Source organism: Selenomonas sp. oral taxon 892 str. F0426 (assembly GCF_000468035.1).
Classification (GTDB): domain Bacteria; phylum Bacillota; class Negativicutes; order Selenomonadales; family Selenomonadaceae; genus Centipeda.
In genome coordinates this window covers 85,553-106,824 of the sequence record NZ_KI260542.1, presented here as the reverse complement: position 1 = coordinate 106,824, position 21,272 = coordinate 85,553, and the positions used below count along the sequence as shown (strand labels likewise).

Genomic DNA, 21,272 nt, shown 5'->3' with positions numbered 1-21,272 from the left:
AGACGACGTGGGAGAGTAGGTAGTTGCCGCAAAGGGAACTCGTAGATCATGAGGTTTGCGAGTTCCTTTTATAAAATTTTATTATGGCGGCTTTGGTGAAGTGGTTAACACACTGGATTGTGGCTCCAGCATACATGGGTTCGATCCCCATAAGTCGCCCCATAGGGGTATAGCTCAACTGGTAGAGCAACGGTCTCCAAAACCGTAGGTTGTGAGTTCAAGTCTTACTGCCCCTGCCATTGTGTTTTGCCGTATCGAAATGATACGGTTTTTTTGTGCTCTCATGTACTTTTTCTTGTCAAATATTTCATTATAGTGTAGAATGACAAAAAGGCAGAATGAGTACATTTGCCGTGAATTTAAGGAGGAGATATATCTATGAAGAGATTCGTCCAGATGGCGCTTGTTCTGTGTCTCACACTGTTTGGTGTGCAGGCTGGGGCGTCCGCCTATTCCGATAAGGTGACGCTGCCGGAGGGGGCTGTCATTACGAATGTCAATCGTCTTGCGATAGGTGCTCCTCTCTATATGCAGGTGGAGGATACAGCACCCTCACTTGAGATTCTGACACAGGTTGTTTCGGATGCGAGTCGGATCACGCGTGCAAATATTGTCAGCTATGATACGGTAGCAAGCGGTATACAAAAGGATAACAATATTGATCTCAAGGCGCTTCCGCGCCGTGAGGCAGCGAAGATCTTTAAGGAGCATGTTGCGTCCTATGCGGATGCATATATCATCCTGACGGTTGCGAATAACAGCCGCACGACGTTCTTCTTTGATGTCTATCGTTCTGGGTCCAATGAACTTCTTTACACGTACGAGGTGCGTGCGAACAAGTCGGATGGGAATACGGTTGCGACGTTCTCGGCGCTCTCTGAGCAATTCTACAAGAACTGGCAGCGCTCGGTGGAAGCCCAGAACAAGGGAAAGTAATCCTGTAACGTGAAGCTCTCACACATGTGAGAGCTTTTTCTTTGCCTCAATACTAGCAGTAGCTCATAAATATGTTGACAAAGCGGCTCTGCTATAATAAGATAGACAAGCTATCTTTATGAATGGACACACTGGGGAGGCACATTTACGATATGACGACGAATGAAAAGCTGCGCAATATTGCAATTATCGCACACGTCGATCACGGTAAGACGACGCTTGTCGATGCAATGCTGCGTCAGAGTCACGTGTTCCGCTCGAACGAGCAGGTGAGCGAACGAGTGATGGACTCGGGCGATATTGAGCGCGAGCGTGGAATCACAATTCTTTCGAAGAATACGGCGATTCTATATGATGATATTAAGATCAATATTGTGGATACGCCGGGACATGCGGACTTTGGCGGCGAGGTGGAGCGCGTCCTCAACATGGTGGATGGTGTTCTCCTCCTTGTAGATGCATTTGAGGGGCCGATGCCGCAGACGAAGTATGTGCTGCGCAAGGCGCTCGAGCAGAAGCTTAAACCGATTGTGGTGATCAATAAGATTGACCGCCCCGATCAGCGTGTGGACGATGTCTATGATGAGGTTCTTGAGCTCTTTATGGAACTGGACGCAGATGACGATCAGCTCGATTTCCCCGTGATCTATGCGACAGCGCGCGACGGCATTGCGAAGTTCAAAATGGAGGATGTCAGCGACAACTTGGAACCCTTGATGCAGACGATTGTAAGGGAGATTCCGGCACCGCAGGGCGACTCAGATGGTCCTCTGCAGATGATGGTGACGACGCTGGAGGCAGATGACTACGTGGGGCGCGTTGCTATTGGTCGTATTATCCGTGGCTCGGTCCGTCCAAATCAGAACGTTGTCATCATCAGCGGCGATCATGAGACGAAGGCAAAGGTCGGTAAGGTCTATGTCTATCAGGGACTGAAACGCGTCGATGTGAACGAGGCGGGGATGGGGGAGATCGTTGCACTCACGGGCCTCGGCGATGTGAGCATTGGCTATACGGTGGCGGATGCGGAGAATCCGGAGGCTCTGCCAACCATCAACATTGATGAGCCGACGCTTTCCATGACGTTCGGTGTCAATACGAGTCCCTTTGCGGGGCGTGAGGGACAGTTCGTGACCTCACGTCATATTCGCGACCGTCTCTTTAAGGAGATCGAGACGAATGTTGCGATGCACGTTGAGGAGACGGATTCGGCAGACGTGTTCAAAGTATCTGGACGCGGTGAGCTGCATCTCTCCATCCTGATCGAGCAGATGCGCCGCGAGGGCTATGAACTGCAGGTCGGCAAACCGGAGGTCGTCTACAAGACGATCAATGGGCAGAAATGCGAGCCGATGGAGAATCTGACCGTAGAGGTGCCGCAGGAGTACATGGGCGCAGTCATGGAGGCACTCGGCACACGCAAGGCGGAGCTGTCGAATATGACAGAGCTGTCCGGCTATATCCGTATGGAGTTCTTTATCCCCGCACGCGGACTGATCGGATTCCGTTCGGAGCTCCTGACGAGCACGAAGGGCAACGGCATAATGAACCACATCTTCCATGGCTATGTACCGTACAAGGGGGATATGAGCGCCCGTTCACACGGATCTCTGGTCGCATTTGAGCAGGGCGAGACGACGGGCTACGGCATTTTCTCTCTGCAGGATCGCGGGACAATGTTTATCTCACCGGGGCAGCAGGTCTACGAGGGGATGATTGTGGGCGAGAATTCACGTGATATTGATATGGACATCAATCCATGCAAGAAGAAGAATGTCACGAATATGCGTACGTCTGCTTCGGACGAGGCAATTCGTCTCACACCACCCCGCATCCTGAGCCTCGAGCAGGCGCTTGAGTACATCAATGATGATGAGCTTGTCGAAGTTACGCCGGAGAATATTCGTTTGCGGAAGGCGATTCTCGATCGTACGGCGCGTGGGAGAGCCGCGAAAAATGCGCGCAAATAAAGCCCAATAAAGTCTTTTTGTTAGGAAAAGATTATGTTTGCATTTGATATACTTGCATTTCTGAAAAAAATGTGATAGTATGACTCCGTCAGTAGAATGAATGATTGTCGCTCTTTTTATGCGGCTTACACTTATCAAGGAAGGAAGAGGTAAATGGGTGGAAATTCATTGTTTTCACGTGTGAAGGGGATGGCTTCACGCGTCGTGGACTCATTTATCCCCATTGCGGATGACGAGGAATACGTAGAAGAAGAGCGTGAACAACAAGTACAGCAGACTGCAGCGAAGACACAACGCTCTGCTGTCATGGAGCGCCGTGTTGCCAATGGCGGTACGGTGTCTTTTTCGATGCCAACATATGGCAGTGCTTCATCCGCTGCCCGTACAACTGCTACTGGAGAGGGGGGGACGCCCCTGACAGTACATACGACGAAGGTTGCAGAGCTCAAGGTTCGCATTCATCGTCCGCGCCGCTATGATGACGTGGGAGCAGCGGTGACCCAGCTTAAGCAGGGAATTGCTGTTACGGTCAACTTTGATTGTCTGAACGATGCCGATCGTCGTCGCGTGTGTGACTTCCTGAATGGTGCATGTTATGTCCTCCATGGGACGGCGCGCGTCATATCGAGTACGATCATCCTCTATGCCCCGAAGGGTGTGGATGTGACGGAGTCACCTGCACTGCCGCATTGATTCCATAATAATAGAACTTGATCGATGGGGAGCCGTGTGCTCTCCATTTTTTGTGAAAAAATTTTCGTTGAGCCGTTGTCTTGCGGACTTTCTTATGCTATAATATCCCGCAGTGTTTAGGAAGCACTGATAAATTCAGCGATTCCTTAAAAATCACGCGTTCCCGATAGTCGCTCTGTGCCGCGCTCCGCGCGGTGGTGTGACACATGAGGGGCGCGGAAGAACAACAGGAGGTATTTTTCATGGCAGTAATTTCTATGAAGCAGCTTCTGGAGGCAGGTGTCCACTTCGGACATCAGACACGCCGCTGGAACCCGAAGATGGCGCGCTATATCTTTACGGAGCGCAACGGTATCTACATCATCGATCTGCAGAAGACGGTGCGCAAGGTGGATGAGGCTTATAACTTCCTCCGCAGCGTGGCACAGGAAGGCAAGTCCGTGCTCTTTATTGGCACGAAGAAGCAGGCGCAGGAAGCGATCCGCGAGGAGGCTCTGCGCGCAAATATGTTCTATGTCAACGAGCGTTGGCTTGGCGGCATGATGACAAACTTCCAGACAATTCAGCGCCGTATACATCGTCTCAAAATGCTTGAGGAGATGGAGGAGAACGGCACGTTTGAAGTGCTGACGAAGAAAGAAGTTCAGGGGCTGCGTCACGAGAAGGAGAAGCTCGAGCGTTATTTGGGCGGCATCAAGGATATGAATCGTCTGCCGGGTGCACTCTTCGTGGTCGACCCGCGCAAGGAGCGTATTGCCGTCGCTGAGGCACGTAAGCTGAACATTCCGATTGTGGCAATCGTTGACACGAACTGCGACCCGGATGAGATCGACTATGTGATCCCGGGCAACGATGACGCAATTCGTGCGGTAAAGCTCCTCACGGGCTGCATGGCGGATGCCGTGCTTGAGGGAAACCAGGGCGGTGCACCGGAGACGGCTGAGTAAAGAAACCAACAGGGGTAAGGGAGTGTTATCCCTTGCCCTTTTTTATGTAATGTTTGGGAGGAAATATAATGGCAATCACTGCTGCAATGGTAAAGGAACTGCGTGAGCGTACGGGCGCTGGTATGATGGACTGCAAGAAGGCGCTCGCAGAGACGGACGGCGATATGCAGAAGGCAATTGATTATTTGCGCGAGAAGGGCATTGCGAAGGCGGAGAAGAAGGCCGGTCGCGTTGCTGCCGAGGGTGCTGTAACGGCGTACCTTACAGCAGATGCAAAGATTGGTGCGATTGTCGAGATCAACTGTGAGACAGACTTTGCTGCGGGCAACGAGCAGTTCCGTGAGCTGAGTGCGAAGGTTGCAAAGCATATCGCAGAGACGAATCCTGCGGATCTTGATGCACTGAATGCGAGCCAGCTCGATGGAAAGGATGTTGCATCGCTCATCACCGAGGCGACGGCGACGATTGGTGAGAAGATCTCGCTTCGCCGCTTTGCTCGCTATGAGAGTGCGGGCCGCGTTGCGACGTACATCCACATGGGCGGCAAGATCGGCATCCTGGTTGAACTCTCTGGCGGCGATGAGCAGCTCGGCAAGGATATTGCGATGCAGATTGCAGCGGCAGCACCGATTGCGATCGACCGTTCCGGCGTGACGGCGGATGATATCGAGCATGAGAAGGAAGTCCTTCGCAAGCAGGCACTTGAAGAAGGCAAACCGGAGAAGATCATTGAGAAGATGGTCGAAGGGCGCATCAATAAGTTCTACGAAGAGGTCTGTCTGCTCGAGCAAAAGTTTGTGAAGGACCCCGAACAGAAGGTTTCGGCGGTACTCGGCGGCGTCGAGGTGAAGGCGTTCACGCGCTTCCAGCTCGGCGAGGGCATCGAGAAGAAACAGGAGGATTTTGCGGCGGAGGTTGCTGCACAGATCCAGTAAGACGTTAAAGAGAAGGGGCTGTTGTGCGAAGCTGTTTTTGCTTCGTACAAGGCCCTTTTTTGCAGATGAACAGGGATTTTTTTCCCAAAATATGCTATAATAACGCAAAGAACAGACAGGGGGAGTCATCGTGGAAGCGAAATATCGCCGCATCGTTTTGAAACTTAGCGGAGAGGCTCTGGCAGGAGAGCAGGGGTTCGGTATCAACCCTGCTGTTGTTGAGGAGATTGCCACGCAGATTAAGAAGGTGCGTGATCACGGCATTGATGTCGCCATCGTGGTTGGCGGCGGTAATATCTGGCGCGGCCTTGCGGGCAGTGCGAAGGGCATGGACCGCACGACGGCGGACTACATGGGCATGATGGCGACCGTAATGAACGCGCTCGCCCTCCAGGATGCACTTGAAAAGCAGGATGTTGATACACGTGTTCAGAGTGCAGTTGAGATGCGCCAGGTGGCAGAGCCATATATCCGCCGGCGTGCAATCCGTCATATGGAGAAGGGGCGTGTCGTGATCTTTGGTGCGGGCACGGGGAATCCATATTTTTCGACTGATACGACAGCAGCACTTCGTGCCGCGGAGATCGAGGCAGATGTCATTCTCATGGCAAAGAAGGGGACGGACGGAATCTATGATGCTGATCCAAACAAGAACCCTGAAGCAAAACGTTTTGAGACGTTGACCTACATTGATATTCTTAAAAAAGGCCTTGCGGTGATGGATGCCACCGCGACGAGTCTGTGCATGGAGAACAAGATTCCCATTGTGGTGTTTAATATTGATGATCATGCAAACATTGCGCGTGCATCATTTGGAGAACCGATTGGAACGACGGTAGGAGGCGAGACTGTATGATCAAGGAAATTCTCGTAAAGCATGAAACCAACATGAACAAAGCGATTGAGGCACTCCGCCGGGAGTTCTCATCTCTGCGTGCGGGGCGTGCGACGCCGAACCTCCTAGATAAGGTGATGGTTCCCTACTATGGGACGCCGACCTCGGTCAATCAGCTTGCGAAGGTAACTGTCCCTGAGCCGCACATGATTGTCATTACACCATGGGAGAAGTCCATCCTGCACGAGATCGAGATCGCAATCTCGAAGTCCGACCTCGGGCTCTCGCCGAATTCGGACGGCACGGTGATTCGTCTTGCGATTCCGCAGCCGACGCAGGAGCGCCGCAAGGAGCTCATCAAGACGGTCGGCAAGAAGACGGAGGAGGCAAAGGTCGCTCTGCGCAACATTCGCCGTGATGCGAACGAGGCGATCAAGAAGCTCGAGAAGGATAAGGAGATCAACGAAGACGAATCCAAGCGCGGGCAGGACTCTGTACAGAAGCTTGTGGATAAATTTGTCAAGCAGATGGAAGAGATGCGTGCAGCAAAGGAAAAAGAGGTTATGGAGATCTGATGGGGGAGCTTCTTTTGGCGCGTCCTTGGGATGAGATCAAGCCATTACTTGAATCAGAAGGTATGCTGTATCAAACGGCGGAAACGCGCTCGCAGCGTGATTTTTTCCCTCTGGACGAAATGGTGCTCTATGTCATCCGTGTCGGAGAGAATAGTGGGGGCGCTGTACCAACGTTGACGCCTGCCCCAGCACGCAGTAAATCGGTTATCGCCTACGAGGAGAATTTCCTCTGAGAAGCTAGAGCTCCTTCCGGGACGTCCGGAAGAGGGCGTTTTGCTAAAAAGCAGAAGAGGCAGAATTGCCGAGGAGGAACGACGGAATAAGATGTGGAGAAAGATATTTGGCGTCGGCAAGAGGGGGACTGCCGACACAGAGGAGAACCTTTCCCCTCATTTAGCGGTCGATCGGGAAAGCATGCCGCGCCACATTGCAATCGTCATGGATGGAAATGGCCGTTGGGCAAAGGCACAGGGGCGATCCCGGTCAGCAGGGCATGAGGCGGGGGCACACACGCTTAAGAGTATTGTGCGGGCCGCATCGAATATGGGCATCGAGGTGCTCACAGTCTATGCGTTTTCCACAGAGAACTGGAAACGCCCACACCGGGAGGTTGATTTCCTGCTCAATCTTTTCGATTCCTTTTTGGAGCAGGAGATTGCAGAGATCCATGCACAGAATGTGCGCATGCGTTTCCTTGGCCGCCGTGATCGCTTTACGGATCGTTTCCTTCGTCGGATGGAAGATACAGAGGAGCGTACGGGGCCTAACACAGGGATGCGGTTTAATCTGGCGGCGAACTACGGCAGTCAGGATGAGATTCTGCGCGCTGTACGTTCCGTCGCTGTGCGCGTGGCGGCGGGGGAGATCACGCCGGAGGAGATCGATGAGACGTTTTTTTCAAATGTTCTCGATACGGCTGGTGACCCGCCCGTCGATCTCTTTATACGCACAAGCGGCGATTTGCGCCTGAGCAATTTCCTCCTCTGGCAGTCGGCGTATGCGGAACTCTATTTTACGGAGACGCATTGGCCGGATTTCACGCCGGAGGAACTGGCACGCGCCATTGAGGAATTTGCAGGGCGCAGCCGCCGCTTTGGCGGATTGGATCCTGAAAAGTAAATGGGAGGCTTCCTTGATTACGCGCATTATCTCTGGAGTTATTGGCATTGTTCTTGCTGCCTATGTCATTCAGGAGGGCGGACAGACATTTTCTATTGCAGCAGCTGTACTTGCTATACTTGCATGGTTTGAGTATACACGCGCTTTTTCACATCGCGGTGGAAGCCCCGCGCTGTTCTCGGGGCTTCTTGGTATTGGCGGCATGCTCTACGGTGCGTATATGGGGCAACTGGAGTTGATCTTGCTCGCGCTGATGGGATCCGCTGTGCTTGCACTCATCACTGCAGTTCTGATGCGTGGAGATGTATCCGTGCCCGATGTGTGTGTGTCGGTCGCTGGAATCTGCTACATTGGACTGCCGTTTGCACATCTCATTATGCTGCGTGCGCTTTCAGGAGCTTCGTACGTAACGCCGATCGAGACATTTGATCTTGGGACGGCGATGATCTGGGTCATGTTCATCGGTACGTGGTCAAGTGATAGTTTTGCCTATTTTGCGGGACGGGCATTTGGTGCGCACAAGCTTGCACCCGCGATCAGTCCGAACAAGACCATTGAGGGGTTTGTTGGCGGACTCCTCGGCACCGTCGCAGCGGTTGCGGGACTCGGCTATCTACTTCAGATGCCGCTCACACATATGGCGGGGCTTGGTGCAGTAATTGCTATACTCGGGACGCTCGGCGATCTTGTAGAGTCTCTGATGAAACGATATGCAGGAATCAAGGACTCGGGGGCGATCATTCCTGGACACGGCGGCATTTGGGATCGTTTTGACAGCGTACTCTTTACAGCCCCGCTTGTTTACTACTATACGATTTACTTTGTTTTACACTGAAATTGCAATCATAAAGGAGCTTGAATGTTAGAAAAAATTCTTGCGACCGTATTTGTTTTTGGACTTCTCGTCTTTGTCCATGAGCTTGGGCACTTCATTACTGCGAAACTGACAGGGATGCGTGTGGATGAGTTTGCCATTGGATTTGGTCCGCGTCTTGTAAGCTTTCGTTGGGGAGAGACCGTCTACACGATTCGTATTGTCCCGCTCGGCGGCTTTAACGATATCGCAGGGATGAATGCGGATGACAACGATGCAGGGGAGCGCGGTTATTGTCGCAAACCGATCCTTTCGCGTATGATTGTCATTCTTGCAGGTTCAGCGATGAACTTTATCCTGCCAGTTGTTCTCTTCTTCGGCATTTTTTTCTTTGCGGGGGTGCAGACACCGAACCCTGCTCCTGTGCTCGGTACGGTACTTGCCGATAACCCTGCGGCACAGGCAGGACTTCAGGTAAATGATCGTATTGTTGCGATTGACGGGAAGCCCATTGAGACATGGCAGGAGATGGTGGACACCATCCGTGCGAATCACGGAACTGTCCCGATGACCATGCAGGTGGAGCGTGCAGGGAAAGAGCTGACGGTCAGTGTGACGCCGCATTACGATGCGGCACATGACCGTGGTGTGATCGGCATTGTGAATGCCTATGAGAGCACGTATCCCGGGTTCTTCCAGTCGATCTCAATGGCCTTTGAACGGACGGCAGCGATTGTACTGATGATGTTGGATGCACTCTATCGTATTATCCTTGAACTGTCAGGATCGGAGCTTGCGGGTCCCATTGGTGTAGCGCAGATGGCAGGGGAGGTCGCCGAGATGGGCATTGTGCCGCTCCTGAATTTTGCGGCACTCCTCAGCCTCAACCTTGCGATCATCAATCTTCTTCCGGTTCCGGCACTCGACGGCGGTCATTTCCTGACTCTTTGTGTCGAGGCGGTGCGCGGCAAACCACTCAGCCCCAAGGTGATGCATTACATTCAGAATGCGGGCGTGGGGTTGATTGTACTGCTCATGCTGCTCGCGATGAAGAACGACATTGTCCGTATCTTTGCAGGAGGATGACCTTCTCTATGGCAAGCTATGAACGCCGCAGGACGCGGCAAATCCATATAGGAAATATTTCCATTGGGGGAGATGCCCCTATCTCCGTTCAATCGATGTGCAATACAAAGACAACGGATACGGAGGCGACTGTTCAGCAGATTCGTGAGCTTGCGGCGGCAGGCTGTGACATCGTGCGCGTCGCCGTGCCGGATATGGAGGCAGCGAAGAATCTCGGCAATATTGTGCGGCAGGTAAAGACGCCGCTTGTTGCCGATATTCACTTTGACTACAAGCTCGCGCTTGAGGCGATGGCGCAGGGGGTTGCAGCACTGCGGATCAACCCTGGCAATATCGGCGGGACGGAGCGCGTCAAGAAGGTCGTTGCGGCAGCACGTGAGGGAGGTATTCCCATCCGTATCGGCGTCAATGCCGGGTCGCTCGATCACAAGATTCTCACGAAGTACGGCGGCATTACGGCAGAGGCACTTGTGGAGTCTGCGATGGAGCATGTACGTGTCCTTGAGGAGCTGGACTTCTACGATATGAAGATCTCGCTCAAGGCGCACGATGTACCGCTGACGCTCGCAGCGTACCGCCTTATGAGCGAGCGCGTCGACTATCCGCTCCACCTCGGCATCACAGAGGCGGGAACGGCAGGCACGGGGATCATCAAGTCCTCGGTCGGCGTTGGAGCACTCCTCGCCGAGGGCATCGGCGACACGATCCGCATCTCGCTGACGGGTGATCCTGTGGTCGAGGTGCGTACGGCGAACGAGATTCTCAAGGCACTCGGGCTGAAGGAGTACGGTCCGACGCTTGTCGCCTGTCCAACCTGCGGGCGTACGAGCATCAATCTCGTGGAGATCGCGGAGAAGGTCGAGGAGCGCCTGCGCGGCATGAAGGACCCAATCGAGGTTGCTGTGATGGGCTGTGTCGTCAACGGTCCCGGAGAAGCACGCGGGGCGGATGTCGGCATTGCGGGCGGCAACGGTGAGGGACTGATCTTCCGCAAGGGCGAGGTCATCCGTAAGGTGAAGGAAGAAGAACTGCTTCCCGAACTGTTTCGGGAAATTGATGCAATATTGGAGGAACGCAAATCGTCATGAGAGCTACGAATCTGTATGCGCCCACACTTAGGAACACACCCGCGGAGGCGGAGATTGCAAGCCATCAGCTCATGTATCGTGCGGGGCTCATACGCAAGTCTGCAGGGGGGATGTATACCTATTTGCCGCTCGCGTGGCGCACGATCCGCAAGATCGAGCAGATCATCCGTGAGGAGATGGACGCGGCAGGCGGACAGGAGATCATGATGCCGATCCTCCAGCCGTCCGAACTCTGGGAGGAAAGCGGCCGCTGGGGTGCGTACGGTGCGGAGATGATCCGTGTCAAGGATCGCCATGACCGCGAATTCTGCATGGGACCGACGCATGAGGAGATGATTACGGCACTCGTGCGCGATGAGCTGCGTTCCTACAAGCAGCTGCCCGTCCTGCTCTATCAGATTCAGGACAAGTTTCGCGATGAGCGCCGTCCGCGCTTCGGCGTCATGCGCAGCCGCGAGTTTATCATGAAAGATCTTTATTCTTTCGATAAGGATGTCGAGGGGATGAACGAGTCCTACCGCAAGATGTCGGTGGCGTATACGAATATCTTCACGCGTTGCGGACTGGACTTCCGCGCAGTGGAGGCGGACAGCGGCGCGATCGGCGGCGGACACTCTGAGGAGTTCACTGTCCTCGCACCCGAGGGCGAGTCGCGCATTGCCTGCTGTGACGCATGCAGCTATGCAGCGAGTGATGAAAAGGCGGCATTGCGTCCGATTGATGCGCCAGACGAGGCGGAGCTGCCGCTCGAGAAGGTGGCAACTCCGCACACGAGTACGATTGCTCTCCTTGCAGAATATCTCAAGCTCCCTGTGGAAAAGACGATCAAGGCGGTCGCCTATCAGACGGAGGACGATGTACTCATTCTCGCGTTCCTGCGCGGCGATCACGAGGTCAATGAGATCAAGCTCGCAAACGCCGTACCGGGCGCACGCGAGCTGCGCATGGCGGACGAAGAGGCAATCCGTGCGGTGGGCGCCTGCCCCGGTTTTATGAGTCCGATTGGCATCAAGAAGGGTACGCATATCGTCGTCGATGAGACGGCAATGCGGATGCACAACGCTGTTTCCGGTGCGAACGAAGCGGATTTTCACTATACGAATGTCAATCCGAAGCGTGACTTTGGTGCGGTGACAGTGGCGGATATCCGCCTCGTCGAAGAGGGGGATGATTGCCCCGTCTGTGAGAGCGGGCATCTCCACATCGGGCGCGGCATTGAGGCGGGACAGATTTTTGCCCTCGGCACGAAGTACAGTGAGGCGATGGGGGCGACCTTCCTCGATGAGACGGGCAAGTCGCAGCCCATGCAGATGGGGTGCTACGGCATCGGCGTCGGCCGTACGATGGCGGCGGCGATAGAACAAAACCATGACGAGAGCGGCATCATCTGGCCGCGTGCGATTGCTCCTTACGAGGTCGTCGTTGTCGTCGTCAACGCGAAGGTGGATGAGCAGCTCGCGTACGCCGAGGAGGTCTACGAGGAACTTCGTGCGGCAGGCCTGGATGTGCTGCTTGATGACCGTCGTGAGCGCGCGGGCGTGAAATTCAACGACTGCGATCTGATCGGCTATCCCGTGCGCATTGCGATCGGACCCAAGACCATCGAGAGCGGGAGCATCGAGGTGAAGGTGCGCAAAACAGGGGAACTTGTAAACTTTGCACGCGATACCTATTTGAAGGGCGTGCAGGATATGCTGGCTACGCTTTGAAGCGGAGGGGGCGGCGTTTGATACGCCGCCTTTTCTGTACATATTGAAAAGAAGGCATGTTATTGCTATAATGAGATCGTAGATAGAAATCTAGTCAGTGTTGGAGGTGGTCATTATGTTTCGTCCATTGCCGTTCAATCTGAGAGAGAATGCTGAGAAGGGGCAGGAGATCCTGGGAAAGGCACTTGAGACCGTCATGGAGCATTCGTTTAACCCATTCGACAAGGTGGGCGGTATGCTCTTTCCGTTCCGTGTTGATGTGGTCGACAGTGAGAACTCCTATGAGCTGTTCGCGGAGCTTCCCGGCTTCACGAAGGAGGCCATCGAGGTGTCTTATAACGAAGATGGACGCCTGAAGATTAAGGCGGAGCGTGTGGACTCCGAGGAATCTGAGACGAAATATCTATGTCACGAGCGTAAGGCAGGCATATTCGAGCGCTCTTTCCTCATTGATGATGTGGATGAGGCGGCGGTGTCTGTCTCGTATGAGGCGGGCATCCTTCATGTGACCCTGCCTAAACTTGAGGTAAAGAAATCCTGCCGCGTCTTTACGATTCAGTGAGATCGTACTGTAGGGAATGTGTTTGGGAGGGTAATGTATGGCGGAAGATCGCGACTGGGAGCAATTTAAGCAGAAGCTCAAGGCGAAGACGGAGATCGATCTCGACCTCTACAAAGAGCCGCAGATGAAACGGCGGATCAACAATCTGATCACGCGGGCAGGATATAAGGGATGTGTCGAGTATTTCGATCATGTCTGTCAGAATAAGGATGACTTTGCGGCGTTCATCGAATATCTGACGATCAACGTATCGGAGTTTTTCCGCACGCCGGAGAAGTTCAGCAAGCTCGAGACGGATGTTATTCCCGATCTCCTCCAGCGCTCATCGAAGCTCAATATTTGGAGTGCAGGCTGCTCCATCGGAGCGGAACCGTATTCGCTTGCGATCATTATGAAAGAGATGACGCCGGGAACAAGGCACCGCATTCTCGCCTCTGATCTCGATGTCGAGATTCTCGCGAAGGCGAAGCGTGGTGTCTATACGGCAGATGAGATCAAGAGTATGGCGCCTGAGCGTCGCCGCAAGTATTTTGATCAGGACGGCGATCACTTTGCTGTAAAATCTGAGATCAAGAGCATGATCGAGTTCAAGCGGCACAATCTGCTGCAGGATAAGTTCGAGACGGGATTCGACCTGATCCTCTGCCGCAATGTTGTCATCTATTTTACGGATGAGGCGAAGGATCAGCTCTATCGTCATTTCTTTGAGGCACTGAAGCCAGGTGGAATTCTCTTTGTCGGTGCGACAGAGTCCATCCTGAACTTCCGCAAGATGGGTTATACGAGCTTTCAGCCGTTCTTCTATCAGCGCCCTCTCGAATCATGATCTCTGAGATGCTGACATCGGAGCAGCGTCTTGCGTTGCTCCGACGCACCCTAAAATGGGCGGAGGAGAAGATAGAGTTCTACCGCGCTGCCTTCGCGCGTGCGGGCCTCAGTCATGCATGTGTGCAGAGCTTTGCGGACATGGTAAAGTTCCCGTTTTGGGATGATGTGGTGAAAGAGGGGGCAGATGCCCCCTTTTTCATGCTCACGCTGCCGCTCTCGTCCCTTCTTCGCATGAGTGCTTTGTGCGATGATGATGGGACGTACGGGATTCATTGCTATACACAAGGGGACATTGCACGACAGGTACAGACGGCAGCTGATATGCTAGTCTCCTGTGGCGTGAACCGCGCGAGTACAGTGCTCCTTACAGGAGATTTTGCGGATAGTCGTACGCTCGACCTGCAGTATGCACTTGATTCGATTGGTGCGGCGGTGCTGCCCTGTACGGGAGCTGATACTGCGGCGCAGCTTCTTCGTGCAGCAGTTCCCGATACCATCATTGCCTGGGAGCATGATCTGCCTGCACTTGCGGAGGTCATGGGCGACAGTTATATGAACCGACTGATTACCGTTGGAAATCACATTATGCCGCAGGTGTTTGCGTGTGAACTGGCAGAGCGCACGGGAGTGCGTCACACTCATATCTATACACTGGCGCAGATGGGAGCGCTCATCGGAGCCGGCTGCGCGGCGAATGAGGGGATTCACCTCGAGGATAGGCTCTTCTTTGCAGAGGTTGTTGATGAAACGGGGCGATCTTCGTGCGAGAGCGATGCATGCGGACAGCTTGTTCTTTCGACGATTGCGGCGGAGGCGCAGCCTATCCTGCGGTATCGTACAGGTCTCTCCGTGCGCCTCATACGGGAACAATGCAGCTGCGGGGATGCGCGGCTGCGCATCATAGAGGAGTGAAAACATGGCGGATGAACGGTTGATTGCTGCACTGGATGTATCGACACGTGCGGAGGCAGAGAAACTCGTCACGCAACTTGGGGAGCGTGTTGGCTATTACAAGGTGGGCATGGAGCTTTTCTACGCACTTGGCGGCGATATTGTCACATGGCTCAAGGGGGAGAGAAAGAAGGTCTTTCTCGACCTCAAGCTCCATGATATTCCAAATACTGTGGGGAACGGGATTTGCTCACTGCTGCGGCTGCGTCCCGACATCCTGAACGTCCATACTGCGGGCGGCCTGCGTATGATGAAGGCGGCAGCAGAGGCTCTGCACAGTGCGGCAGCTGAGGCGGATATTCCCTGTCCGAAGCTGATTGGTGTCACGGTGCTCACAAGCATGGATGCAGAGGATTGGGCAGGCCTTGGGCACACAGAGCCTGTTGCGGATTCCGTTCTGCGACGTGCGAAGCTCGCGCAGGAGGCGGGACTGGACGGTGTGGTCGCCTCGCCTGCGGAGACGGCAGAGATTCGGCGCGCTTGTGGTGAGGATTTTCTTATCGTGACGCCGGGCATTCGCCCCGCAGGTGTTTCACATGACGATCAGCGGCGCGTCATGACACCGGCGGGGGCGATTCGCTCTGGTGCGTCGCAGATTGTGGTCGGACGTGCGATTTATGCAGCGGAGGATCCGCGTGCGGCAGCAGAGGCTGTTTTGAAGGAGATGGAGGCTGTATGATGACACAGGAGGAAGTGCGCGCACTGCTCGTAAAGACAGGGGCGATCATGGATGGACATTTTTTGCTGACTTCGGGGCTGCACAGCCCGCATTATGTAGAAAAGTTCAATGTGCTTCAGCATCCTGCCTATACACAGCAACTTTGTGAGGCAATGGCAGAGAAGTTCAAGGATGCGGAGATTGAGACGGTGGTTGGCCCCGTGACGGGCGGCATCCTGCTTGCACATGAGACGGGCAAGGCTCTCGGGACACGCGCGATCTTCACGGAGCGTGTGGATGGGAAGATGACGTTTCGTCGCGGCTTCTCGCTGCGTGCCGGTGAGCGTGTGCTCATCGTCGAGGACATTGTCACGACAGGGGGATCGATCAAGGAAGTAATCGAGGTAGTCAAAGAGGCGGGGGCTGTTCCTGTTGCGATATCCATGCTTGTTGACCGCAGCGGAGGAAAGGCACGGTTCGGCGACGTTCCTGCAACGGCACTCCTCACAATGGATGTAGAGACCTATGCGCCTGAGAGCTGTCCGCTTTGTGCCAAGAGTGTTCCAATGACGAAGCGCGGACGTACGGGTAAGTAGCAGGGACTTTGATGGCTGAGGAATTTACGGAGCAAATTGATGCCGCGCTTGCCGAATGGATGGTGTTGGACAAACTCCCCGCCGAAATCGAAGGGTTCGTTCTTTCGAAGGAGCGGCAGGCAAGCGAGGCGCAGTATGATTTCTTTCGTTACGATCATGTGCAGGAGCATCGCGCCGTTGTCGGTTTTTATGACGCATCGACCACCTCCTACAAGCTGCGTGTCGAGATTGGTGTGGTGAGTTTTGCCCTGCCATCCTTTATCCACGGGGATTTGGATGCGTTTGGGCAGGAACTGATGCGCTATTTGCCGCGCGTAATAAAGGAAATTCATGCGAATGCGCTAACAACGCAGGAACTCCTGCCCGTGCGCGAGAGCATTGAAGCATGGATATATGGAAAAGCGTTGCCGGAGGAGATGGAGGGATATACGCTCTTTATCCACCCTCTGGCTCCTGCAGAACTCACGAATGGTTCCTTTCTCATCATTGATTATGTTGACTTTGCACGAAAAAATGACGTCGGAATTTACTATAACTGCTATCGAAATGAATTCTTTGGTGAATATCATGTGAACGGTATGCCGTATGTGAGTTATTCGTTTGATGCGTCAGATCTCGAGGAGCTGGAGCAGCGGCTGAAGCTGCATCTTGTGCGTTATCTGCGCATGGCGCGCACACAGTCGGATTTGGAAAGGAAGTAGGATTTGCAGAGGGACGAGTTAGGCACGCTGCGCGCGGAGGTTATTGAGCGGGCACGTGATACGTTTGCACGAATGGATGAAGTCGCGGAGTTCAATACCCGCAAGGTGCTGGATGCCATGCGGGAGTGCCGCGTTTCCGATGCACACTTTGGCGTGAGCGCAGGATATGCGTACAGCGATCTCGGGCGGGAAAAGCTGGATGAACTCTATGCGCGCGTTTTTGGTGCGGAGCGGGCGCTCGTACGGACGCACTTCGTCTCCGGAACGCACGCGCTTGCAACGGTGCTCTTCGGCATCCTGAGACCCGGCGATCAACTTGTCTCGATCACAGGAGCGCCGTACGATACGATGCAGACTGTCATTGGTTGGGCACATGAGAGTATCGGCTCCCTCAAGGAGTTTGGCGTACTCTATGATGAGCTGCCTATGCCGGATGGACACGTCGATTTGGATGGTATTGCGCGCGTTGTAACGGCACAGACGAAGGTCGCGCTTGTGCAGCGCTCGCGTGGCTACAGTGAGCGAGAGCCGCTCAGCATCGAGGACATCCGCGCGGTCAGTGCGCGGATCAAGGCAGCGAATCCAAATTGTATTGTATTCGTGGACAACTGCTACGGTGAATTTGTCGATACGGTTGAGCCGACGGAACTGCCGAATGTGGACATTATGGCCGGCTCGCTCATCAAGAATCCAGGAGGCGGACTTGCCCCGACGGGCGGCTATATTGCGGGACGTAGTGAGCTCGTAGAGATGGCGTCGTATCGGCTCACAGCACCTGGAATGGGGGATGAACTTGGGGCAAGTCTCATTTCGAACCGACTTCTCTTTCAGGGGCTGTTTCTCGCGCCGCACGTTGTGGCGCAGGCACTCAAGGGAGCAGTCTTTGCAGCCGGCATCTTTGAAGGACTAGGCTGTCGCACCTTCCCGCGATTTACATATGAACGCAGTGATATTATACAGGCAATTGTTCTTGGGAGTGCGGAGCGGATGAAAGCATTCGCCGGCGCGATCCAGTCGATGTCTCCTGTGGACTCCTTTGCGGCACCGGAGCCGTGGGATATGCCGGGCTATGCTGATCAGATCATCATGGCAGCGGGGACATTCGTACAGGGGGCGTCGATCGAGTTGAGCGCGGACGGTCCGATGCGCGAACCATACTGCATCTATCTGCAGGGCGGCCTGACCTTTGAGCACGCAGCACTCGGCGTAATGGCGGCGGCAGAGGCGATTCTATCATAAAAAGCTGGCAAACGGGGCAGGTGCATGAAGATCAAAAATCTTCGTGTACGCGCCCCGTTCTTATTGACAATTAAAACGTTATATCGTAATATATAAATATATAGAAAAGGAGATGATATCGTGAGCAAATATATCATTGTTGGAGGCGTGGCAGGTGGAGCAACGGCTGCAGCACGCCTGCGCCGTTTGGATGAACACGCGGAGATTGTTCTCTTTGAGCGTGGAGAGGATATATCCTTTGCAAACTGTGGACTTCCGTACTATGTGGGGGATGTCATCGCCGAGCGCGGGGATCTGCTGCTCCAGACCCCAGCAAAGTTTCGTGGAATGTATAACGTCGATGTGCGTGTATGCAGTGAGGTTGTGCGTGTGGATACGGCGCAGCATACGGTGGAGGTACGCTCTGCGGACAGTGTCTACACGGAGCGTTATGACGCGCTGTTGCTTTCACCGGGAGCGAAGCCGCTACGTCCGCCGATTCCCGGCATTGAACATCCGCGTATTGCGACGCTGCGCAGCGTGCAGGATGCGGATCGCTTCCGCGCGATGATGGAAACGGGGCGCAGCGTCGTTGTGGTTGGCGGGGGCTTTATCGGTGTGGAGCTGGCGGAGAATTTCTGCGAGCGGGGGCTTTCTGTGACCTTGGTCGAGGCAATGCCGCATATTCTCCCCGTATTCGATACAGACATGATTTCTCTACTTGAAGATGAACTGCGCAGACATGGTGTGGAACTGGTACTCGGGGACGGTGTTGCGGGATTTGAGGAGCAGTCGGACGGTGGAATCTGCGTGCGCCTCGGCAGCGGGCGTGAGGTGCATGGAGATTTTGTCGCACTTGCGATTGGCGTGCGCCCCGATACGTCCTTTCTAGAGGGGAGCGATATTGCTCTCGGTGCGCGTGGGCATATCCTCGTTGATGAATACATGAGGACAAATGTGCCTGATGTGTATGCGGTGGGGGACGCCGTGCTAACACGTTCCGCGCAGACGGGAAAGGAAGCGGCACTTCCCTTGGCCGGACCCGCAAATCGGCAGGCGCGTCTGGCGGCGGACAGCATGGCGGGAGTGGGGCGTGCTTATCGCGGCGTGATCGGAACGGCTGCGTTGAAGGTATTTGGACGTACCGCTGCGGCGACGGGACAGAATGAGCGTGCCTTGCAGGCAGCGGGGCTGAAATATGGTGAGGACTATCGCTTTACGGTGATTTTTCCACGACATCATGTGACCTATTATCCGGGGGCGCAGGAAATTGCACTCAAGCTGATGTTCCGTACATCGGACGGCGTGATATTGGGGGCACAGGCAATCGGATCGGAGGGCGTGGATAAGCGTATCGACGTGATTGCCGCCGCAATCGGGCAGTCGCTTACGGTGGCAGATCTGCAGGAGTTCGAGCTGTCCTACGCGCCGCCGTATTCTGCGGCAAAAGACCCCGTAAATATGGCAGGCTATGCGGCGGAAAATATCCTGCAGGGCAGAAGTGTCCCTCTTCTCCCGCGTGAACTGGCGGCGGAAGTCGCAGCAGGAGCGATGCTCATTGATGTGCGTCCGCCGGAGGAATACCACACCGGTGAGATTGCGGGGGCGCAGCGGATTCCTCTGCCGCAGCTGCGTGAACGCCTGCATGAATTTGATCCGAAGACTCCAATCATCGTTTGCTGCAAGATGGGGCTGCGCGGCTATCTTGCCGAACAGATTCTGCGCGCACACGGATTCACAGCAAAGAATATGGTCGGTGGATACTATTATTTGAGAATGCAGCACGAAGAGGAGATATGAAATGGTGATTGAGGATCGGGAGCTACTTGAGGAGGCGGCGGATTTTTTGCGTGCATTGGCGCATCCCGTGCGCCTCTGTATTGTGCGACGGCTTCTGCGTGAGGGGAGCTGCAACGTTTCCTATATGCAGGATTGTCTGGATGCGCCGCAGTCCACCGTATCGCAGCATCTGAGCAAGCTGCGGCAGGCGGGACTGATCCGTGGAGAGCGCAGTGGACTTGAGGTCACCTATCGGCTGAAAGATGAGCGCGTTGCGCAGATTCTGCGTGCGCTTCTCCGTGCGGAAGGCAAGGAGGGAACATCTCATGGGGACGAAGAAGCGCCTGCTTCCTGTTGTTGAGCGCGGCAGCTGTGTTGCCTGCGGAACGTGTCAGAATGTGTGCCCACGCGGTGCGATCACCATTCTGCGCGGACTCTATGCGACGGTCGATCCCGCTCACTGTGTCGGCTGCGGTATGTGCAGCCGCGAGTGTCCGGCGGAGGTCATACGAATGGAGGTGCACACATGAGGGAGCGGCGGACGCGATGGTATCAATACTTTTGGATCTTCTCCATCGTGTATTTCTCTCTGGGCTTTGTCAATATTCTGTTTGCATGGCTCGGCATGATCTGTTTTCTTACGCCGCTCGGCTTTGCCCTGCTGGCGGGGAACAAGGCTTACTGCAATCACTACTGTGATCGCGGGCAGCTCTTTCAGCTGCTCGGCAGCCGTTTGCGTCTTTCCGCGCGGAAGGAACTGCCTGCGTGGCTGCGCACCCGCAGATTCCGCTATGGTTTTCTGGCGTTTTTTCTGACCATGTTTGCCAATGTGATGGTTGTGAGCTATCATGCGGCGGCAGGCGCTCCTCTGCAAGAGACTGTGACACTGTTCTGGCTCTTTGATGTGCCGTGGGGGTGGGCGTACAGCGGAGGCGGTGCGCCGTGGGCAGCACAGTTTGCCTTTGGCTTCTACAGCCTCATGCTGACCTCGGCAATCATCGGTATTCTGATGATGCTGCGCTATCGTCCACGCGCTTGGTGTGTCATCTGTCCCATGGGTACAATGACGCAGATGATCTGCCGTGCAAAAGCAACAGCGGCTGCGGATGCGGTAATCCCCGGTGAGCGGCGTATGTGCCCGAATGACTGATACAATCGCCATAAAAATAATCCCCATGCGACGGATGCTGACCGACGTATGGGGATTTTACGTATGTATGTTTGTGATATTAGGCGAAAGCGGCATGATGATTGACGCTTTCGGCATTTTCT

Annotated in this window: 24 protein-coding genes and 2 tRNA genes; all 26 read left to right on the top strand. The window is 54.5% G+C overall.

The window, feature by feature from the left end; translation table 11 throughout:
• Positions 1-86: 86 nt before the first annotated feature.
• The 26 genes from HMPREF1992_RS08540 (at position 87) to HMPREF1992_RS08415 (ending at position 21,150) form a co-directional block, all read left to right on the top strand.
• Positions 87-162: transfer RNA gene (locus HMPREF1992_RS08540), tRNA-His, on the top strand.
• 1 nt (position 163) lies between these two features.
• Positions 164-239 (top strand) — tRNA-Trp (locus HMPREF1992_RS08535).
• A 139-nt stretch (positions 240-378) separates the two neighbouring features.
• On the top strand, positions 379-936 hold the full coding sequence (locus HMPREF1992_RS08530) for a hypothetical protein (RefSeq protein ID WP_021685497.1): 558 nt from the start codon (positions 379-381) through the stop codon (positions 934-936).
• A gap of 152 nt (positions 937-1,088) precedes the next feature.
• Positions 1,089-2,906 carry a translational GTPase TypA gene (gene typA, locus HMPREF1992_RS08525; protein WP_037359271.1) on the top strand — a complete coding sequence of 606 codons (1,818 nt, stop codon included), beginning with the start codon at positions 1,089-1,091 and terminating at the stop codon, positions 2,904-2,906.
• A 153-nt stretch (positions 2,907-3,059) separates the two neighbouring features.
• On the top strand, positions 3,060-3,599 hold the full coding sequence (locus tag HMPREF1992_RS08520; protein ID WP_037359268.1) for a cell division protein SepF: 540 nt from the start codon (positions 3,060-3,062) through the stop codon (positions 3,597-3,599).
• Between the two features lie 242 nt (positions 3,600-3,841).
• Positions 3,842-4,546 carry a 30S ribosomal protein S2 gene (rpsB, locus tag HMPREF1992_RS08515; protein ID WP_037359265.1) on the top strand — a complete coding sequence of 235 codons (705 nt, stop codon included), beginning with the start codon at positions 3,842-3,844 and terminating at the stop codon, positions 4,544-4,546.
• A 68-nt stretch (positions 4,547-4,614) separates the two neighbouring features.
• The gene (gene tsf / locus HMPREF1992_RS08510) at positions 4,615-5,481 is read left to right on the top strand and encodes a translation elongation factor Ts (protein ID WP_021685493.1); all 867 of its coding nucleotides are present in this window, start codon (positions 4,615-4,617) and stop codon (positions 5,479-5,481) included.
• Positions 5,482-5,611: 130 nt separating this feature from the next.
• Positions 5,612-6,337, top strand: coding sequence for a UMP kinase (gene pyrH / locus HMPREF1992_RS08505; protein WP_021685492.1), 726 nt, complete (start codon positions 5,612-5,614; stop codon positions 6,335-6,337).
• Entirely contained in the window at positions 6,334-6,891 is a 558-nt protein-coding gene (gene frr, locus HMPREF1992_RS08500) for a ribosome recycling factor (protein ID WP_021685491.1), read from the top strand. Before pyrH ends, frr begins: the two co-directional genes overlap by 4 nt.
• On the top strand, positions 6,891-7,124 hold the full coding sequence (locus tag HMPREF1992_RS08495; protein ID WP_021685490.1) for a hypothetical protein: 234 nt from the start codon (positions 6,891-6,893) through the stop codon (positions 7,122-7,124). The genes frr and HMPREF1992_RS08495 overlap by 1 nt, the downstream gene beginning before the upstream one ends.
• A 91-nt stretch (positions 7,125-7,215) precedes the next feature.
• On the top strand, positions 7,216-8,010 hold the full coding sequence (locus HMPREF1992_RS08490) for an isoprenyl transferase (RefSeq protein WP_021685489.1): 795 nt from the start codon (positions 7,216-7,218) through the stop codon (positions 8,008-8,010).
• 13 nt (positions 8,011-8,023) lie between these two features.
• Positions 8,024-8,845, top strand: coding sequence for a phosphatidate cytidylyltransferase (locus HMPREF1992_RS08485; RefSeq protein ID WP_037359262.1), 822 nt, complete (start codon positions 8,024-8,026; stop codon positions 8,843-8,845).
• Positions 8,846-8,869: 24 nt separating this feature from the next.
• A complete protein-coding gene (rseP, locus tag HMPREF1992_RS08480) occupies positions 8,870-9,910 on the top strand; it encodes an RIP metalloprotease RseP (RefSeq protein WP_021685487.1) in 1,041 nt (346 codons plus the stop codon).
• A gap of 8 nt (positions 9,911-9,918) precedes the next feature.
• The gene (ispG, locus tag HMPREF1992_RS08475; protein WP_037359259.1) at positions 9,919-10,998 is read left to right on the top strand and encodes a flavodoxin-dependent (E)-4-hydroxy-3-methylbut-2-enyl-diphosphate synthase; all 1,080 of its coding nucleotides are present in this window, start codon (positions 9,919-9,921) and stop codon (positions 10,996-10,998) included.
• The gene (locus HMPREF1992_RS08470; RefSeq protein ID WP_021685485.1) at positions 10,995-12,707 is read left to right on the top strand and encodes a proline--tRNA ligase; all 1,713 of its coding nucleotides are present in this window, start codon (positions 10,995-10,997) and stop codon (positions 12,705-12,707) included. The genes ispG and HMPREF1992_RS08470 overlap by 4 nt, the downstream gene beginning before the upstream one ends.
• Before the next feature lie 115 nt (positions 12,708-12,822).
• Entirely contained in the window at positions 12,823-13,269 is a 447-nt protein-coding gene (locus tag HMPREF1992_RS08465; RefSeq protein WP_037359257.1) for an Hsp20 family protein, read from the top strand.
• Positions 13,270-13,306: 37 nt separating this feature from the next.
• On the top strand, positions 13,307-14,095 hold the full coding sequence (locus tag HMPREF1992_RS08460; RefSeq protein WP_021685483.1) for a protein-glutamate O-methyltransferase CheR: 789 nt from the start codon (positions 13,307-13,309) through the stop codon (positions 14,093-14,095).
• Positions 14,092-15,009 (top strand): phenylacetate--CoA ligase family protein, encoded by a 918-nt coding sequence (locus HMPREF1992_RS08455; RefSeq protein ID WP_021685482.1) that lies wholly within the window; start codon positions 14,092-14,094, stop codon positions 15,007-15,009. The genes HMPREF1992_RS08460 and HMPREF1992_RS08455 overlap by 4 nt, the downstream gene beginning before the upstream one ends.
• A 4-nt stretch (positions 15,010-15,013) precedes the next feature.
• Positions 15,014-15,727, top strand: a complete 714-nt coding sequence (pyrF, locus tag HMPREF1992_RS08450; RefSeq protein ID WP_021685481.1) for an orotidine-5'-phosphate decarboxylase — start codon at positions 15,014-15,016, stop codon at positions 15,725-15,727.
• A complete protein-coding gene (gene pyrE / locus HMPREF1992_RS08445) occupies positions 15,727-16,302 on the top strand; it encodes an orotate phosphoribosyltransferase (RefSeq protein ID WP_037359288.1) in 576 nt (191 codons plus the stop codon). Before pyrF ends, pyrE begins: the two co-directional genes overlap by 1 nt.
• Before the next feature lie 11 nt (positions 16,303-16,313).
• Positions 16,314-17,003 carry a hypothetical protein gene (locus tag HMPREF1992_RS08440; protein ID WP_021685479.1) on the top strand — a complete coding sequence of 230 codons (690 nt, stop codon included), beginning with the start codon at positions 16,314-16,316 and terminating at the stop codon, positions 17,001-17,003.
• Positions 17,004-17,006: 3 nt separating this feature from the next.
• The gene (locus HMPREF1992_RS08435) at positions 17,007-18,242 is read left to right on the top strand and encodes a methionine gamma-lyase family protein (RefSeq protein WP_021685478.1); all 1,236 of its coding nucleotides are present in this window, start codon (positions 17,007-17,009) and stop codon (positions 18,240-18,242) included.
• 120 nt (positions 18,243-18,362) lie between these two features.
• Positions 18,363-20,021 (top strand): FAD-dependent oxidoreductase, encoded by a 1,659-nt coding sequence (locus HMPREF1992_RS08430; protein WP_021685477.1) that lies wholly within the window; start codon positions 18,363-18,365, stop codon positions 20,019-20,021.
• A gap of 1 nt (position 20,022) precedes the next feature.
• Positions 20,023-20,361, top strand: coding sequence for a helix-turn-helix transcriptional regulator (locus HMPREF1992_RS08425; RefSeq protein WP_021685476.1), 339 nt, complete (start codon positions 20,023-20,025; stop codon positions 20,359-20,361).
• Positions 20,327-20,530, top strand: a complete 204-nt coding sequence (locus HMPREF1992_RS08420; protein WP_037359254.1) for a 4Fe-4S binding protein — start codon at positions 20,327-20,329, stop codon at positions 20,528-20,530. Before HMPREF1992_RS08425 ends, HMPREF1992_RS08420 begins: the two co-directional genes overlap by 35 nt.
• Complete coding sequence (locus tag HMPREF1992_RS08415; RefSeq protein WP_021685474.1) at positions 20,527-21,150, top strand: 4Fe-4S binding protein; 624 nt, start codon at positions 20,527-20,529, stop codon at positions 21,148-21,150. The genes HMPREF1992_RS08420 and HMPREF1992_RS08415 overlap by 4 nt, the downstream gene beginning before the upstream one ends.
• The last annotated feature ends 122 nt before the right edge of the window (positions 21,151-21,272 follow it).

Coding starts and splice junctions, on each gene's coding strand:
- HMPREF1992_RS08425 (WP_021685476.1), top strand. CDS start 20,023: ATGGTGATTGAGGATCGGGAGCTACTTGAGGAGGCGGCGGATTTTTTG.
- tsf (WP_021685493.1), top strand. CDS start 4,615: ATGGCAATCACTGCTGCAATGGTAAAGGAACTGCGTGAGCGTACGGGC.
- pyrF (WP_021685481.1), top strand. CDS start 15,014: ATGGCGGATGAACGGTTGATTGCTGCACTGGATGTATCGACACGTGCG.
- HMPREF1992_RS08440 (WP_021685479.1), top strand. CDS start 16,314: ATGGCTGAGGAATTTACGGAGCAAATTGATGCCGCGCTTGCCGAATGG.
- typA (WP_037359271.1), top strand. CDS start 1,089: ATGACGACGAATGAAAAGCTGCGCAATATTGCAATTATCGCACACGTC.
- HMPREF1992_RS08415 (WP_021685474.1), top strand. CDS start 20,527: ATGAGGGAGCGGCGGACGCGATGGTATCAATACTTTTGGATCTTCTCC.
- HMPREF1992_RS08465 (WP_037359257.1), top strand. CDS start 12,823: ATGTTTCGTCCATTGCCGTTCAATCTGAGAGAGAATGCTGAGAAGGGG.
- rpsB (WP_037359265.1), top strand. CDS start 3,842: ATGGCAGTAATTTCTATGAAGCAGCTTCTGGAGGCAGGTGTCCACTTC.
- HMPREF1992_RS08520 (WP_037359268.1), top strand. CDS start 3,060: ATGGGTGGAAATTCATTGTTTTCACGTGTGAAGGGGATGGCTTCACGC.
- frr (WP_021685491.1), top strand. CDS start 6,334: ATGATCAAGGAAATTCTCGTAAAGCATGAAACCAACATGAACAAAGCG.
- HMPREF1992_RS08490 (WP_021685489.1), top strand. CDS start 7,216: ATGTGGAGAAAGATATTTGGCGTCGGCAAGAGGGGGACTGCCGACACA.
- HMPREF1992_RS08460 (WP_021685483.1), top strand. CDS start 13,307: ATGGCGGAAGATCGCGACTGGGAGCAATTTAAGCAGAAGCTCAAGGCG.
- pyrE (WP_037359288.1), top strand. CDS start 15,727: ATGACACAGGAGGAAGTGCGCGCACTGCTCGTAAAGACAGGGGCGATC.
- ispG (WP_037359259.1), top strand. CDS start 9,919: ATGGCAAGCTATGAACGCCGCAGGACGCGGCAAATCCATATAGGAAAT.
- HMPREF1992_RS08530 (WP_021685497.1), top strand. CDS start 379: ATGAAGAGATTCGTCCAGATGGCGCTTGTTCTGTGTCTCACACTGTTT.
- rseP (WP_021685487.1), top strand. CDS start 8,870: ATGTTAGAAAAAATTCTTGCGACCGTATTTGTTTTTGGACTTCTCGTC.
- HMPREF1992_RS08420 (WP_037359254.1), top strand. CDS start 20,327: ATGGGGACGAAGAAGCGCCTGCTTCCTGTTGTTGAGCGCGGCAGCTGT.
- HMPREF1992_RS08470 (WP_021685485.1), top strand. CDS start 10,995: ATGAGAGCTACGAATCTGTATGCGCCCACACTTAGGAACACACCCGCG.
- HMPREF1992_RS08455 (WP_021685482.1), top strand. CDS start 14,092: ATGATCTCTGAGATGCTGACATCGGAGCAGCGTCTTGCGTTGCTCCGA.
- HMPREF1992_RS08495 (WP_021685490.1), top strand. CDS start 6,891: ATGGGGGAGCTTCTTTTGGCGCGTCCTTGGGATGAGATCAAGCCATTA.